The sequence below is a fragment of the Cellulophaga fucicola genome (assembly GCF_900119145.1).
Lineage (GTDB): Bacteria > Bacteroidota > Bacteroidia > Flavobacteriales > Flavobacteriaceae > Cellulophaga > Cellulophaga fucicola.
Window position 1 is genome coordinate 55,763 of sequence record NZ_FPIY01000003.1, and the last position, 16,163, is coordinate 71,925.

At 33.2% G+C, this 16,163-nt stretch carries 16 protein-coding genes; 6 read left to right on the forward strand and 10 right to left on the reverse strand.

Translation table 11 applies throughout. From position 1 onward, the window contains the following. The first annotated feature begins 13 nt into the window (after positions 1 to 13). Positions 14 to 790, forward strand: coding sequence for a nitrilase family protein (locus tag BT107_RS10965; protein WP_072303858.1), 777 nt, complete (start codon positions 14 to 16; stop codon positions 788 to 790). Here the strand turns inward: BT107_RS10965 and BT107_RS10970 are convergent. Both BT107_RS10970 and BT107_RS10975 read right to left on the reverse strand, forming a co-directional pair. Continuing rightward, positions 780 to 2,390: an Ig-like domain-containing protein gene (locus BT107_RS10970; RefSeq protein WP_072303859.1), complete on the reverse strand. Its 1,611-nt coding sequence runs from the start codon at positions 2,388 to 2,390 to the stop codon at positions 780 to 782. The two genes, BT107_RS10965 and BT107_RS10970, sit on opposite strands and share 11 nt — an antisense overlap. A gap of 47 nt (positions 2,391 to 2,437) precedes the next feature. Then, positions 2,438 to 3,118 (reverse strand): ComF family protein, encoded by a 681-nt coding sequence (locus tag BT107_RS10975; RefSeq protein ID WP_342039456.1) that lies wholly within the window; start codon positions 3,116 to 3,118, stop codon positions 2,438 to 2,440. A 49-nt stretch (positions 3,119 to 3,167) separates the two neighbouring features. Here BT107_RS10975 and BT107_RS10980 point away from each other — a divergent pair, with 49 nt between their 5' ends. Beyond that, positions 3,168 to 4,058, forward strand: a complete 891-nt coding sequence (locus BT107_RS10980; RefSeq protein ID WP_072303861.1) for a hypothetical protein — start codon at positions 3,168 to 3,170, stop codon at positions 4,056 to 4,058. 36 nt (positions 4,059 to 4,094) lie between these two features. Next, positions 4,095 to 5,636, forward strand: coding sequence for a glycine--tRNA ligase (locus tag BT107_RS10985; protein WP_072303862.1), 1,542 nt, complete (start codon positions 4,095 to 4,097; stop codon positions 5,634 to 5,636). Between the two features lie 79 nt (positions 5,637 to 5,715). Here the strand turns inward: BT107_RS10985 and BT107_RS10990 are convergent, their stop codons facing one another. Beyond that, on the reverse strand, positions 5,716 to 6,234 hold the full coding sequence (locus BT107_RS10990; protein ID WP_072303863.1) for a DUF3575 domain-containing protein: 519 nt from the start codon (positions 6,232 to 6,234) through the stop codon (positions 5,716 to 5,718). A 126-nt stretch (positions 6,235 to 6,360) separates the two neighbouring features. Here BT107_RS10990 and BT107_RS10995 point away from each other — a divergent pair, with 126 nt between their 5' ends. The 3 genes from BT107_RS10995 to mqo all read left to right on the forward strand — a co-directional run bounded on the left by BT107_RS10995 (position 6,361) and on the right by mqo (position 9,812). Continuing rightward, the gene (locus tag BT107_RS10995) at positions 6,361 to 7,128 is read left to right on the forward strand and encodes an exodeoxyribonuclease III (protein WP_072303864.1); all 768 of its coding nucleotides are present in this window, start codon (positions 6,361 to 6,363) and stop codon (positions 7,126 to 7,128) included. Between the two features lie 21 nt (positions 7,129 to 7,149). Beyond that, positions 7,150 to 8,211 (forward strand): aldose epimerase family protein, encoded by a 1,062-nt coding sequence (locus tag BT107_RS11000; RefSeq protein WP_072303865.1) that lies wholly within the window; start codon positions 7,150 to 7,152, stop codon positions 8,209 to 8,211. Positions 8,212 to 8,327: 116 nt separating this feature from the next. Next, positions 8,328 to 9,812, forward strand: a complete 1,485-nt coding sequence (mqo, locus tag BT107_RS11005; protein ID WP_072303866.1) for a malate dehydrogenase (quinone) — start codon at positions 8,328 to 8,330, stop codon at positions 9,810 to 9,812. Positions 9,813 to 9,870: 58 nt separating this feature from the next. On the opposite strand, the gene BT107_RS11010 is transcribed toward mqo, so the two are convergent. The 7 genes from BT107_RS11010 to BT107_RS11040 all read right to left on the reverse strand — a co-directional run bounded on the left by BT107_RS11010 (position 9,871) and on the right by BT107_RS11040 (position 16,162). Then, on the reverse strand, positions 9,871 to 10,866 hold the full coding sequence (locus BT107_RS11010) for an acyl-ACP desaturase (RefSeq protein ID WP_072303867.1): 996 nt from the start codon (positions 10,864 to 10,866) through the stop codon (positions 9,871 to 9,873). Between the two features lie 37 nt (positions 10,867 to 10,903). Beyond that, positions 10,904 to 11,629, reverse strand: coding sequence for a metallophosphoesterase family protein (locus tag BT107_RS11015; RefSeq protein ID WP_072303868.1), 726 nt, complete (start codon positions 11,627 to 11,629; stop codon positions 10,904 to 10,906). Further along, entirely contained in the window at positions 11,626 to 12,708 is a 1,083-nt protein-coding gene (locus tag BT107_RS11020; protein WP_072303869.1) for a TFIIB-type zinc ribbon-containing protein, read from the reverse strand. Before BT107_RS11020 ends, BT107_RS11015 begins: the two co-directional genes overlap by 4 nt. Before the next feature lie 57 nt (positions 12,709 to 12,765). After that, on the reverse strand, positions 12,766 to 12,984 hold the full coding sequence (locus BT107_RS11025) for a DUF1059 domain-containing protein (RefSeq protein WP_244543119.1): 219 nt from the start codon (positions 12,982 to 12,984) through the stop codon (positions 12,766 to 12,768). Positions 12,985 to 13,008: 24 nt separating this feature from the next. Continuing rightward, positions 13,009 to 14,145 (reverse strand): SPFH domain-containing protein, encoded by a 1,137-nt coding sequence (locus BT107_RS11030; RefSeq protein ID WP_072303871.1) that lies wholly within the window; start codon positions 14,143 to 14,145, stop codon positions 13,009 to 13,011. Positions 14,146 to 14,236: 91 nt separating this feature from the next. Beyond that, positions 14,237 to 15,373: an ATP-binding protein gene (locus BT107_RS11035; RefSeq protein WP_072303872.1), complete on the reverse strand. Its 1,137-nt coding sequence runs from the start codon at positions 15,371 to 15,373 to the stop codon at positions 14,237 to 14,239. A 30-nt stretch (positions 15,374 to 15,403) separates the two neighbouring features. Then, a complete protein-coding gene (locus BT107_RS11040; RefSeq protein WP_072304245.1) occupies positions 15,404 to 16,162 on the reverse strand; it encodes an SDR family NAD(P)-dependent oxidoreductase in 759 nt (252 codons plus the stop codon). Position 16,163 lies beyond the last annotated feature (1 nt).

Consider the following 16,163-nt stretch of genomic DNA (forward strand, 5'->3'; position numbering starts at 1 on the left):
TAAAATTACCACTATGGACGCTCTTAATTCTTTAAAAATAGTTCTAATACAAACCTCTATTTATTGGGAAAATCCTGAAAAGAACAGAAGCTCCCTAAGTAAAAAAATAGCACTACTTATTACTGACACGGACCTTATTATTTTACCTGAAATGTTCACAACCGGTTTTACTATGAATCCTAGTAATATTGATAAAAACCAAGGTGAAGTAACTTTAAAATGGATGCAAGAAATTGCTTATAAAAAACAAACTGCAATTACAGGAAGTATTCTTTTTTTTGAAGACAACACCTATTACAATAGATTATTTTTTGTATTCCCAAACGGAACTTACACTACCTACAACAAAAAGCATACGTTTACATTGGCTGGTGAAGACAAAGTATACAAAGCAGGAACCAAAAAACTAATTGTAGATTATAAAGGTTTTAAGATTTGCCCATTAATTTGTTACGACTTAAGGTTTCCTGTATGGGCTAGAAACACAGAAAACTATGATGTTTTACTTTATGTAGCAAATTGGCCAAAACAACGAATTACTGCCTGGGACACCTTACTTAAGGCTAGAGCTATAGAAAATATGTCTTATTGCATTGGGGTGAATAGAGTTGGCGTAGACGACCCTGGATACGAGTATATAGGACACTCTGCTACTTATGATACACTTGGCAATGAAATTTGTTTTTCTACTAATGAAGAAATTTTACATACCACAATACACAAAGAGCACATAGATGAAACTAGAAATAAATTAAAATTTCTAGAAGACAGAGATACTTTTACTTTGTAATTTGAAAAGTTAATGTTTCTTCCCAATTAGCTCTTAACTCTACAATAGGTGAATAGCTTATCTTTTCCGGAAACTTCTTTTCTAAATAATTTCCTGTATCCCACTTTTGGTTTCCGTTAGTATCTTGTATTACCTTAACCTGGTATTTTCCTGGCTTAACGTTTTTGTATACAAATGACTTAGGTTCTATCGCAAATTGTTCCCTTATTAATTTTCCTGACTCATCTACCAACTGTACTATTACAGGATAAACAACTGCCCCTGATAATGCAACCGTAAGTAAACTATTTTCAGTAGGGTCTACATAAGAAACTCGGTATGTAATGGTATCATTAACAGCTCCAAAAAAATCTGTTATTGCAGATGGCAACATTGTAATACTATATTCATTATCTAAAGGCACAACCATATCAAAATCTAATCTATTTTTAATAGAATCTAATTTTACAGGCGCATTAACTGCAATAGTATCTTTGTCTACAATTTTAATTTTAGAGGTATCTATTTTCTGTATCGGAATATTAGCTGCGATCCAAAACGGATTCTCTTCACTTATTCTTTTATTAGAAACCACATTAAACTTTAAAGAATCTGCTGGTAATTTTCTTGTCTTAACCGTAAATGTATCTATCGTTTTTTCAAAATCATTTATCACTCTAAAGTTTAAAGAATCTGCTTCAAAAGGGCTAATCCAATAATTTAGAGTGTCTTTATCTATTTCTTTAGTCACTTTAGTTTTTACACTATCAGGAAGGTAACTTAAACGTTCAATTTTTAAAGTATCTCCATTGCCTTGGTAACCAAATATAATTTTATTTTTAGCAGCATAACTTGGCACAGAAACTGTAAAGTTTGGAACTTCTTTAAACAAACTAAGCTCATAAATAGAATCTGTTGGCACAGTAATAGTATGGTCTAAGTACGCTATTTTATCTAACCCTTGATCAAACTTATTATTATTACCTTCATCTTTTAAAGCAAATAATGCATACTCACCAGCCTTTAAATTTTTAAGCGAGAAAATATTAGTACTGTCTAACGTATTGGTTATATAATAAGGAGGCTCCTTGTATATAATAGAATCTGTAAAAGTACTATCTACTTTATACAACATTACACTTATAAAGTTATCTACTTTTTTCTTAAAGGCATCACTTACAACACCAGTTAAGCTTAAAGAATCTATATAATCTCCGGTAGAAAACACATAACTTAGAAAGCTACTTGGATTACCTTCATTATTATCCTCTATACTTTGTCCAAAGTTAAAAGTGTATGTTGTATTCTCTTTTAAAGTATCTTTTATAGTAATTTCTATAAATTTACTTGCAGATCCTTGCGGAGTAATTTCTGGCTCGTATTTTAAAGGAGGTGAAACTATAAGTTGTTTCTGTATGTCTTTAAGTTTTATATACTCGTTAAATTCTAACCTAATAGTTTTAGACTTAAAATTTGTAGATCTATTAGCTGGCACAGAATTTATTACTTCTGCAGGCGTAATATCTTTTGGTCCACCAGACGGCGTTCCTCTTCTTGCGCATTGCACTATTGCAAATACCATTAAAAATAAAAAAAGTAAGCTTAAAATACGTCTTGCCATAACCTAAATATTAGCGCAAAGAAACAACAATTTACACAAAGATAAAATTATGGAACCACCGCAATTGTTGCAACATAAATTGTAACTCCTTTTGCTTTTTTTAATGCTATTGCACAAGCCTCTATAGTAGCTCCTGTTGTTATAACATCGTCTACCAATAAAATGGTTTTTCCGGCTATACTATCTTCATCCAAAACTTTATATAAATCTTGATTGGCTTTCCACCTAGAAAATCTGTTTCGTTTTGTTAAAGTCCTTGTATTTACAGTTTTAAAAAGAGTATCTTCTTTGTACGTTGCGTCTAGGTGTAATGCTAGTTCTTTGCCAAATAAGCTTACTTGGTTGTAACCTCTTTTTGTTAATTTTCTCTTATGTAGCGGAACAGGCGCAACAATATCTATATCTAAGCGTTCTTTTATAGATTGCGCGTACCATTGTCCAAAGAAAGCACCTATTTGCTCTTGGTTTTTGTATTTTAAGTGATGAATTATGTTTTTTACTATGCCATTTTTAGTGAAAAATAAGAAAGAATTCACCTTTTTTATATCAATTCTACCATAGAAAATACGGTCAACAGGGTTTTCGTCGGTAAAATTATACTCGGTAAGAGGTAGCTGATTTCGACAAACGGTACAAATTAACCGTTCACCTAATAGCAAAGGTGTATTACATCCAAAACACCCCAATGGCATTAGTATTTTATTGATATGATTTAGTATATTTGACAACTTATAGTACCCCAATTATAACCCTACTTAAAATTACCCTCTACTTTTGATGGACCCACAAGATAACAATTTAAAATACAAAGTAATTATAGCTGCGCTTGCGGCCGTGATTCTGGGTATCTTAATTGCTTTTTATTATAGTAACGCCCAATCAAACAGCAATATAACTTATTTAGAGAGTCAAAAAAAGGTACTTACAGACAAGCTTTCCACAATGCAAGCCAACATAGAAAGTCTGTCTTCTGAAAACGAAGTAAGCAATATAGATTTAGAAGTAGCAAACAGTAATGTTTCTATGTTATTAGATTCTATTGGACAACTAAATTTTGACATAGAAAAATACGCAGAAAACAAAAAAGCTTTATACAAGTGGCAACTTAAATATGATAGCCTAAATATTAAATATAATTCTCTTAAATATAGCAATGTTGTTTTAAGTGAAAGTGTACAAAAAGCTAAGAAAAGAGCAGAGCAATATAAATCACAAGCTCTTGCATTGTCAGAAAAAGAAGATTTAGAAGACGCCAACAATAAAAAGAAGGACTTAACTAGTAAAACATACCTAAAGCTTAACCGCACAGAAGCACTTGCTTTTAGAATACGTGGCGGTAGAGATATTAATACAAACAAAGCCAATCTTATTTCTAAGATTAGAGCTTGTACTGTAATCACAGGTAATCCTAATGATATTAATCTTAAAAAAAGGTTATACCTTCAGTTTTTAAACCCTAATAAAAGTGTTATTGCAAATAACGCCAACATAATTAATGTAAATGGTAATGAATACAGCAAAGCTATAGACATTATTTACACGGGTGTAAACGAAGAAATTTGTGATAATATTAAAGTTCCTTCCGGTTCTTTAAAAGCAGGAATCTACACATTAAATGTGTTTGAAGATCAAAAATTACTTTCTTCTATAGAATTTGAATTAAAATAATTCAATCTATTAACACTAAAGTTCTATTTTTGCCATATGGCAAATCAAGAAGACAAATTTAAGAAGGTTATATCTCACGCAAAGGAATACGGTTATGTGTTTCAATCTAGTGAAATATATGATGGTTTAAGTGCTGTGTACGACTATGCACAAAACGGAACAGAATTAAAGAACAACATTAAGCAATATTGGTGGAAAGCAATGGTGCAACTGCACGATAACATTGTTGGTATAGACTCTGCTATTTTTATGCACCCAACTGTTTGGAAAGCTTCTGGACATGTAGATGCATTTAACGATCCTTTAATAGACAACAAAGATTCTAAAAAAAGGTACAGAGCAGATGTTTTAATAGAAGACTACTGCGCCAAAATAGAAAACAAAATAGAAAAAGAAGTAACCAAGGCTACTAAGCGTTTTGGTGATGCTTTTAACAAACAAGAATTTATTACAACTAACCCACGTGTTGTTGGTTACCAAGAAAAGATAGATACTATTTTATCTAGAATGGGATCTTCTTTAGAAAAAGAAGATTTAGAAGACGTAAGAAACCTTATTGACGAGTTAGACATTGTTTGCCCTGTTTCTGGTTCTAAAAACTGGACAGATGTTAAGCAATTTAACCTTATGTTTGGGACTAAATTAGGAGCCTCTGCTGACAGTGCAATGGACCTTTACTTAAGACCAGAAACAGCACAAGGTATTTTTGTAAACTTTTTAAACGTACAGAAAACTGGACGTATGAAAATTCCTTTTGGTATTGCCCAAATAGGAAAAGCGTTTAGAAACGAGATTGTTGCAAGACAATTTATTTTTCGTCAACGCGAGTTTGAACAAATGGAAATGCAATTTTTTGTTCGCCCTGGCACACAAAAAGAATGGTACGAGTCTTGGAAAGAAAATCGTATTAAATGGCACCTATCTTTAGGCCTAGGCGAAGATAATTACCGTTTTCATGACCATGATAAATTAGCACACTACGCAGATGCTGCGGCAGATATAGAATTTAAATTTCCTTTTGGATTTAAAGAACTAGAAGGTATACACTCTAGAACAGATTTTGATTTAAGTAGTCACGAAAAGCATTCTGGTAAAAAATTACAATATTTTGACCACGAAATTAACGAAAGTTACGTACCATATGTTGTAGAAACATCTATTGGTGTAGATCGTATGTTTTTAGCTGTTTTCTCTAACTCTCTTGTAGAAGAAGAATTAGAAAACGGATCTACTAGAACTGTTCTTAAATTACCTGCTGTATTAGCGCCTACTAAAGCTGCTATTTTACCACTTGTTAAAAAAGATGGTTTACCAGAGATTGCTAAAGAAATTGTAGAAGATTTAAAATGGGATCATAAAGTAATTTATGATGAAAAAGATGCAGTAGGTCGTCGTTACAGAAGACAAGATGCCAATGGTACTCCTTTTTGTATTACAGTAGATCACCAAACAATAGAAGATAAAACAGTAACAATACGTCATAGAGATACTATGGAACAAAAACGTGTTGCTATTACAGATTTAAAATCTATTATAGATGCAGAAGTATCTATGAAAGAATGGCTTAAAAGAATTTAAGTTTTTAAGTTGATATAAAAAAAAGAGCTCACTATAGCATTTGCTAATAGTGAGCTCTTTTTATATCTAGTATTTTAGTTTAGAATCTAAAACCAATAGAAAGTCCTGCTCTAAAAATAAAATCGTCCTGAAAATCTTTTGGATTAATATTTCTTCCAAAACCACCATTAAGCTCCAACGTAAAACGTTCGCTACGGGTTACCCATTTATAACCACCTCCTAAACCAAGAGCTACATTACCATATTCTTTTTTAATCCTAGAACCAGACTCTGTTACCTTTTTTTCTCCTTTAATATACAACCCTAAAGCTTCAGCAAATGCTCCACTTCTTGGTGTATCTCCAAAATAGGCTCTAAAATTTGGCCCAAAACCAAAGCTACCATTGTAATCTTCTGCATCTCCATCAAAATGAAGAATAGCACCAACACTTGTATCATCGCCTAAAAAATACTCATAACCAAATTCTACAGACGTAGTTGCTAAAAACATTCCAATATTAAACTTAACTTCCTGATTCTTATCAAAATTAGAATAGGCCTGTGCAGACACCATTTTAGCCGTTAATATAAATAATAGTACTAATAATCCCTTTTTCATAATGTAATTATTTTCTCTGTCTTATTTTTCAGTTTGCGAAAATAGGACTTTTTGTAAGAATCTCTCTCATTCATTTTTCATAGAACCCATTGTTTTGACTATTTTTAATCTTTTTAATTTTATAAAATGAAAATAGTCTCATATAATGTTAACGGTATTCGTGCAGCAATAAACAAAGGTTTTATAGATTGGCTTACTGCCACAGACCCAGATGTTATATGCCTTCAGGAAATTAAAGCCTTAAAAGAACAGCTAGATTTATCTTTGTTTGAAGATGCTGGATATGGCTATAATTATTGGTATAGCGCACAAAAAAAAGGATATAGTGGTGTTGCCATTTTATCTAAAACTAAACCAGATCACGTAGAATATGGTACCGGAATAGACTATATGGATTTTGAAGGACGTAATATTAGAGCAGATTTTGGAGATGTATCTGTAATGAGTATGTACTTGCCTTCTGGAACAAACTTAGACAGGTTAGAATTTAAGCTTACTTATATGGCAGATTTTCAGACTTATATAGACAAACTAAAAAAAGACATTCCAAATATCATAGTTCTAGGCGATTATAATATTTGTCATGAGGCAATAGATATACATGACCCTGTACGTAACAAAAATGTATCTGGTTTTTTACCTGTAGAACGCGAGTGGATAGGGAATTTTATGAATAGTGGCTTTATAGATAGCTTTAGACATTTTAACAAAGAGCCACACAATTACTCTTGGTGGAGCTACAGAGCCAACTCTAGAAACAACAATAAAGGCTGGCGCTTAGATTACGGTATGGTAAGTAAAACCTTAAAAGATCGCTTAAAAAGAGCTGTTATTTTATCCGAAGCAAAACACAGCGACCATTGCCCTATTCTAGTTGAGCTTCAAAAAAAATAAAACCAAATAACACCTTTTACAATGTTGCCACAATTACTAAATGCCGCAGATTTTGATACTATTTTAAATGGCAAAAAAGTAGCGCTTTATACACTAACCAACAAACAAGGTTCTGTTGCTCAAATTACAAATTACGGAGGCACTGTTGTGTCTTTATGGGTAAAAGACAAAGAAGATAATTTTAAAGATGTTGTACTTGGCTATAAAACCTTAGAAGAATACAGAACCAACCCAAATGCATACTTTGGCTCTATTGTAGGCAGATACGCAAACCGCATTGCAAAGGGCAAGTTTACGTTAGATAACAAAACCTATACACTAGCTACAAATAACGGAGAAAATCACTTACACGGAGGCACAACAGGTTTTGACGCTGCCGTATGGGTTGCCAAACAAACCTGCTCGCATACATTAGAACTAACTTACGTTTCTGGAGATATGGAAGAGGGCTATCCTGGTAATTTAGCCGTTACCGTACAATACCAATTAACAGAAGACAATGCCCTAAAAATAACATACTGGGCCATTACAGATAAAACAACCATTATAAACCTTACCAACCACTCTTATTTTAATTTAAAGGGTGAAGGTAATGGCGATATTCTAGATCACAACTTACAAATAAACGCAGAGAAATTTACAAGTGTAGATCAAACCTGTATACCAACAGGCGAGCTAATTCCTGTAAAAAATACACCCCTAGATTTTACAAAAGAAAAAACTATTGGTAAAGATATTAATGCCAATTATGATCAACTTAAAATAGGAAACGGTTACGACCACAACTATGTTATAAATCAAACCGAAACATTAAATTTAGCCGCTAAAGTAACAGAGCCCACAGCAGGCATTGTTATGGATGTATTTACCACAGAACCTGGCATACAATTATATACCGGCAATTTTATAACCGACACTGTGTTAGGCAAAACAAATAAAAAATACCACCCAAGAGCTGCATTTTGCCTAGAGACACAACACTACCCAGACAGCCCAAACAAACCAAACTTCCCGTCTGTTATTCTACAACCAAAAGAAGAATACCATAGCGTAACTTTATATAAATTTAGTACTAAAGCATAGCTAATAATCGTATTGTTGACTACTACATATAATTAAAAACAGGGGCTAAAATTAATAAAGCACAACAACTAACCCTATTAAAACGTTTAGTAGCTTTGTAATAAACACCTCCACATATGATAGCAAAACAAGACTTTACACTTATAGGAGCAGGTATTATGAGCGCTACGCTTGGCGTTTTATTGAAACAATTAATGCCAGATGCCAAAATTTCTATTTATGAAAGATTAGATAAGGTTGGCGCAGAAAGTTCTGATGCTTGGAATAATGCAGGTACTGGTCACTCTGCTTTTTGCGAACTAAATTACACACCAGAAAACGAAGATGGACAAGTAGATATTTCCAAAGCATTAAAAATTAGCGAGTCTTTTGAGGTTTCTAAACAGTTGTGGGCATACCTTGTAAAAAACAATTTACTCCCCGCAAACGATCCTTTTATAAACGATATTGACCATATGAGTTTTGTTTGGGGTGATGAAAATATTGACTTTCTAAAGAAAAGACATACCGCACTTACAGCATACCCTATATTTAAAGATATGTTACATTCTGAAAATTTTGAAGAAATTAGAGAATGGGTTCCTCTAATGATGACAGGACGTAATAAAGATCAAAAAGTAGGCGCAACTAGAATGCCTATTGGTACAGATGTAAATTTTGGAACTATCACGAGAGGTATGATTGCTTATTTGCAATCTTGCGATGGCGTAGAAGTATTTTTAGGACACCAAGTAGAAGACATAGACGATAGAAAAGATGGCACTTGGGAGATAGAAGTTAAAGATTTACATACAAATGAAGAAAAAACCATACACAGTAACTTTGTTTTTATTGGTGCTGGTGGTGGCGCATTAAAACTATTAGAAAAATCTGATATCCCTGAAGCAGATGGCTACGGAGGGTTTCCTGTAAGCGGACAGTTTTTAAAATGTAACAACCAAGATGTTATTTTACAACATGAGGCTAAAGTTTACGGTATGGCAGAAGTGGGTGCACCACCAATGTCTGTTCCGCATTTAGACACTAGAATGCTAAACGGAGAGCGCTCATTACTTTTTGGCCCATATGCTGGTTTTTCTACTAAATTCTTAAAAAACGGATCGTATTTTGACTTGCCTCTTTCTATAGATGCACACAATATTTTTCCGATGTTAAGAGCAGGTTTACACAACTTATCTTTAACTAAATATCTAATAGAACAAGTAGTACAATCACCAGAAGAACGCTTTAAAGCTTTAGAAAAATATTATCCAAATGCCAAAATAGAAGATTGGGAACTTATTACAGCAGGGCAACGTGTACAAATTATTAAAAAAGACGCAAAAGAAGGTGGTGTACTTAAATTTGGAACCGAGATTGTAACCAATAAAAATAAAACAATAGCTGCATTGCTAGGCGCGTCTCCAGGAGCATCTACATCTGTATCTATTATGTTATCTGTACTAAACGAATGTTTTCCTATGCAGGTAAAATCTAAGGCTTGGCAACAAAAGTTAACCCAAATGATCCCTAGCTTAGGCAGGTCTTTAATTACTGACGAAAAACTATGTTTAAGCACTAGAGATTATACTACTGCAATTTTAAAGCTAGAAGACAAATAAAATTAAAAAACCCGATTCTAAATAATAGAATCGGGTTTTACTTTTTTATACTATTGCATTAAAGTAAGCCGTTAGCTTGCACCCACTTAAAGTGGTACTGGTCATCATCTATCTTCATACGGTCTGATATACGTTGCAATCTAGATGGTAACTTTGTTAAATAATCTCTTGCTTTTTCAGCAGAATCATTTAAACCTCTTAAATTTTCTATATCCCAATAGCCGTTTAACTTGCTAAGAATTTCTATATAATCTTGAGCAGTATACACACCTAATCTCTGAGCACAATTACTAAAAGTTTCAAAAGCAGTACCTATGCTTCCTCCAGACTCACGTAAAAAATGAGCTGGCATTACAATCTTACGCTTCATCATATCTGCAAAAGCCAATATCATACCATTAGGATCTTGATCCATAATAATTTTTACAAACTCTCTATATGCCAAGTGGTGACGCATTTCGTCTCCTGCAATAATATTGCACATTTTACCAAGCAAAGTATTCCCTTTTTTCTTAGCCATTTGTCCAACTCTCTTATGAGATATGTTTGTTGCTAATTCTTGAAAAGAAGTGTATACAAAGTTTTTGTACGGATCTCTATCTGTTCCAATATCAAAACCATCTGCGATTAAATGCTGTGTAGTAATTTCTACTTCTCTCATATTTACCCTTCCAGATAAGTACAAGTATTTATTTAACACATCTCCGTGTCTATTTTCTTCTGCTGTCCAGTGTCTTACCCATTTAGACCAACCATTTTCTGGTCCGTCATGCTGGTCTACACCTTCTACATCCATTAACCAAGACTCGTACGTTGGTAAGGCCTCTTCAGTTATTGTATCTGCTACTAGTGTAACCCAAAAATCATAACCTAATTCTTTAGCCTCTTCTCTTATTTGCTCAACTTCATTAAAAAAGTTATCACTTTGAGAATCTGGTAAAAAATCTGTTGGCTGCCATATTTTATCAATAGGAACAAGGTAAGAGTCTATAAAACCATCTACCTTGCCTTCTATGGCTTTCATTACTTCTAATCTTATATTGTGTGCAGACATGTTTAATGATTGTTTTTACAAATGTCGTTAATAATTTTTAATTCCTTCCTCTTTCACTAGGATAAAACGAAGCTACCGGATCGCTTTGCCACACCTGTTTTGTTTCTACATCTAACATAGAAAGAGGTCCTTTAAAAGCAGCGCCTGTATCTATATTAAATACATTAGCAGCATTGTGTGGCTCGGTTTTACCTATACGGGTAACAGGCGTATGCCCTATATATATTTCTTTATATCGCAATAATCGTTGCGGATATTTATTATCATCTTCGGTTAAAGTACGGTCTACAGCCAAAGCAAGCTCCCAAAGAGTTCTATCCCAATAAAAAGTCTTTTTAAAATACTCATGATCTACTCCTTTTAAATTGGTAAAACCTGCGTGTAAAAAAAGCCTATCGTTAGCATCTAAATAATAATTTTCTAGGTTTTCTAAAAAATCCATATGCCTCCTTTTTGTAGCATTATCTACATCTGCGTAAGACTTTTTTGTAGACTCACCTCCGTGTAAAACCCAAGTATCATTATGCTCATTTGTTTTTAACCAGTTGAGACAAAGCTCATCATGGTTACCTCTAATAAATGTACAGTTATGAGTTTTCTTCAATTCAATTAAAAAATTAACTGTTCCTACAGCCTCACTCCAACCATCTACATAATCTCCTAAAAAAATAAGGTGATCCCCTTTTGTAACATCTGCAACTTGCAACAATTGTTCTAAAGCCTGTAAACCCGAGTGTATATCTCCTATAACTAATGTTCTCATTGAGTAAATAAAATAAATAGCGCTATTATAAACACTATAGTTAGTACTAAAAAGAATATTTTCCAGAAAGAATATGGTCTTGTACCACTAATTTTTCCTGTTTGCCCGTTTACATAAAAACGATATTCTTTACCACTATAATTGTAAGAACTAACATAAATTGGCAATAAAATATGCTTAAATTTTTCTTCTGATAACTCTATATCCGTACTAAGAACCTGCTGTGTATCACCACCAATATCCTTACAGATCCAATTATGAGCAATTTGTTTGGCCTTTTTAAAAGATTGATGATGCCCCTCTTTTAACGAGATAGTATACTTCTCCGTAACAAAACCCGCTAAAAAACTAGAATTAAATGGTTTTAACTCTTTTAGATTCCAAAAGGCAACCTTGCTAGGTATTTCTCTTTGTTTTTTTTCTGATGCATTAATTAAAATATCATCTACAAAACCATTGACTCTTCCAGATGCTGGGTACCACCTTGTTCTACGTTCTTGCCTAGTACTTGTGCCATTTTTAGTTTTATAGGTTTTGGTAACATAATAATACTCACCTCTTTTACCTACGTAATCTGCGGTCATATCTGCATCAAAAGTCCAATGCGGCACATACACACCGTGAATACCTTCTGCATCTAGAGCTGCTTTTTTAAGTTTATCGGGAGCAAACCAAAGGCTATTTACCCAACTCTTAAATATGCTTCTAGACTTTTTAATATCTATCTGAAAAGGCACAACTGCACTTGGCAATATCCACCCTTCTCGCTCAATATCTTCTATAATTAGAGGCTCACTACAGTATACACATTGTAACGATTTATAGTTCTCTTCTACATGCTGATTGGCACCACAATTTTTGCAATGCAATAGCTCTATAGTTTCTGTGTACGCATTATCGCCAACCACTTTTAAATAATGGTCTAACTCTAATTCTTCAAAACTACTTTTGGTCTGCTCTATAAATTCCTCGTACCCACAATACCCGCAGTTTAATTGCTGCGAGCCGGGTTTATATTTTAACTCTGCACCACAATTGGCACAAGATTTCTTTTGTTCAGATTGCTTTAATTCTTCCATAAAAGTTACCACTTAATAAAGCAGTAAAAAACTATTATTTTAGGATGATGACCAAAACTAGAGCGCATTAAATTCTGCTCTTTTTTGCTGAAACCATTTTTGATAATCAGAAGGATCTTTACACAAATTTTGCATTTCTTTCATTGCTTCTAAATGTGCATTGTCTGCCAGCTTGTACATTTCTATACTATGCTGTTTACTTTGTTCAGATATTTCTTCAAAAGTAGCTGCAGAAAACTCTTTGTCACAAGCGCCTCCTAATTGTCTACAAGTCATTTTTTTCATCAGCCTAAAAATTAATTAAACTGTTGGTAATGGTGGTGGTGTATTACCTCCTAAAAATACTTTCAATTCTTCAATTTCCTGTAAAGCTGTCCAACTTGGCATTCCTTGTTTCCATAATAAAGAATCTTTATTTATGGTTCTGTTTGCAAAAAGCTCTTTTAACTTATCAAAAGTAACAGGACCCATTTGCTGTCCGTTTGCTGCATAAAAATACTGCACTTGAGTTGGCATTGGTGGTGGCACTGCTGCACTTTGTGGCTGTACTGCTGGTTGTTGTTGCATCATTTGCGGATTCATCATTCCGCCCATTTGCTGCGCCATAACAAAGCCCATACCCATACCCATACCAGCACCTGCTGTTCCGCCATCGTTTTTAGCAGCTGCCTCTATAGCTTTAGCTGTTTTAAACTGAGTTAACTTTCCTAAATCTATTTTATCTAACCTACTGTACTCAAAAATTTCCTTTTTAAGTTCTTCTGGCATAGAGACATTCTCTATGTAGAATTTCTCTAGCTCTATACCTACACGACCAAACTCTGGTTGCATTACCTCTTGGCAAGTCTCAGACAACTCAGATGTATTTGCAGCGTATAACTCTATTGGCAAGTTAGCCTCACCAACGGTATCTGTAAAACGTGTTACAATTAAACTTTTTAAATGTTCGTTAACCTCATAATTGGTAAAATTACCATCTGTACCAACAACATCTACAACAAATTTACCCGCATCTTTTATTCTAAAACTATACGTACCAAAAGCTCTAATTTCTGTTAATCCAAAACGAGCATCGCTAAGCATAATTGGGTTTTTTGTTCCCCATTTTTCATCTGTAAATAAGCTCGTATTTACAAAATAAACCTCCGCTTTAAACGGACTATTAAATTTATATTTCCAACCTTTTAAGGTTGTTAAAATTGGTAAGTTTTGCGTATTTAAAGTATATGTTCCTGGCTTAAAAACATCTGCCAACTGACCTTCGTTAATAAAAACAGCAACTTGCCCTTCTCTAACTATTAATTGTGCATTGTTTTTTATTTCGTTTTGGTAACGTTCAAAACGGTGTACAATTGTATCGTCTGTACTGTTTAACCACTCAATTATATCTATAAATTCGTGACTTAACTTCTTTTTTATTTCATCAAATATTCCCATTCTGGTTGTGTTTTGTTTTTATTCAAAAAAGATAACGTTTTTAAGGCAATTTCTCAAACTAAAAATACAAATAGTTCTGCCAGCTGTCTTTTTAATTATACTTTACTTTTCTTAATATTCTGAAAGCTTCTTTTAGAGATTGATAGACTTTTTTATTATATTTTTTAATTAATGGCTTTGCTTTTTCCATTTGTATAAATGCTTCCGGAAAATTATTTAAATAGCAAATTAAATATGCGTCTGGCAAATGTTCTAAATCTTCCTCTTCTTGCTTTGTTAGTTTTTGTTTTTTCTCTAGCTTTTCAACTAAAACATTGTTCGTATTAAAAATATGATGCAGTGATTTTTTGTTATATTGTGGCGGCTCAAAAATTAAATCGCTATTTATATGATACTTACCATTATCATTAAAGTTTAGCACTACTTTTTCAAACGGATAGTATTTTTGCTGCTTTCCTAAACCCAACTGTACATATTCTGTGGTGGTAAAAGAGTCTTCATTAAACTCTATTGTTATTTCATCTAAATTAGAATAAAACAACTTAACCTGCTCATTAATTAACTCTATATCTACCCTAGAATAATACGTTTTATCTTTTATTTTTTTCTGATTACCCGCCCAGCAAACCACAAACTGTTCTTTAAAAACTTTGTAACTGCTAGTTAAATTTTTATGTCTGTTATTTATAAAATCTATTACACCATCTAATGTTAGTTCTATATTATTTTTTGCGTGTTGTTCTATGGTCGCAACGGCATCAGAATTAAAATCTTTTAACTCTACATTGTATGCTTTTGGCAGGCTAATACTACCTTCTCTAAAAAAGACCGAGCCACCATAATATTTCCAAATATTTTTGCGCAATGCGCAAACTTTGCCGTTAGATTTTATAGTAACCAAACCCACAACTTTACCTTCTGGCAACTGAGGAAACGGTATGTTCTCATAAGAAATTAAAGGAGGATTATCTAGGTATGCGTTTACAAGATTTTGTATTTTACTGTCATCAAAAAAATCTACACCAACTATTGTATTATCCTCATCTTCTACACCAATTACAATAAATGAATTGTTTTTAGGATTACTATTTGCTAAAGCACAAACGTGTTTTAAAAATTTTGCTTTTCCCTCTTTTTGTCCAATATCTATAAAGCGCTTTTTGTCATAAAAACTATTCTCGTCATTATGAGCCAGAAGGTTTTTAACTAAAAGACGCTTATTAATCATTTTAAAAAATGTTAGTTACAAAATAGAGAATCAGCTTTTATTTACAATTGTACTACTTGCTTGTGCCGTACTCATAACTACCAAATCTGCAATATTTACGTGGTATGGTCTTGTAACTACAAAATGTATAATATCTGCAATATCTTCTGGTTGCAAAGGAGTAAAACCTTGGTAAACTTTATCTGCTTTTGCCATATTTCCTTTAAATCTTACTTCACTAAACTCAGTCTCTACCATTCCTGGGTTTACTGCGCCAACCCTAATATTAAACGGATTTAAGTCTATTCGCATTCCCTGATTTATTGCATCTACAGCGTGTTTACTTGCGCAATACACATTACCATTTGGATACACCTCTTTGCCTGCTGTAGAACCAATATTTATAATATGTCCAGATTTTTTAGCCGTCATTTTAGGAATTATAGCCTTAGAAACATACAACAAACCTTTAACGTTTATATCTAACATAGCATCCCAATCTTCTAGACTACCTTCTTGTATAGGTTCTAAACCGTGTGCATTACCTGCATTATTTATTAGAATATCTACATTAGCAAATTCTGGTGGCAAAGAATCTATTTGCGTTATTACAGCCGATTTTTCTCTTACATCAAAATTTAAAGTATGTACTGCTACATCTTTTTCTAACTCTTTTTTTAATGCATCTAAACGGTCTTGCCTACGTCCGCAAAGCACAACGTCTATATTGTTTTTAGCAAATATTTTAGCGGTTGCCATACCAATACCGCTTGTAGCACCAGTTATTAGTGCAATTTTATTTTTATTCATT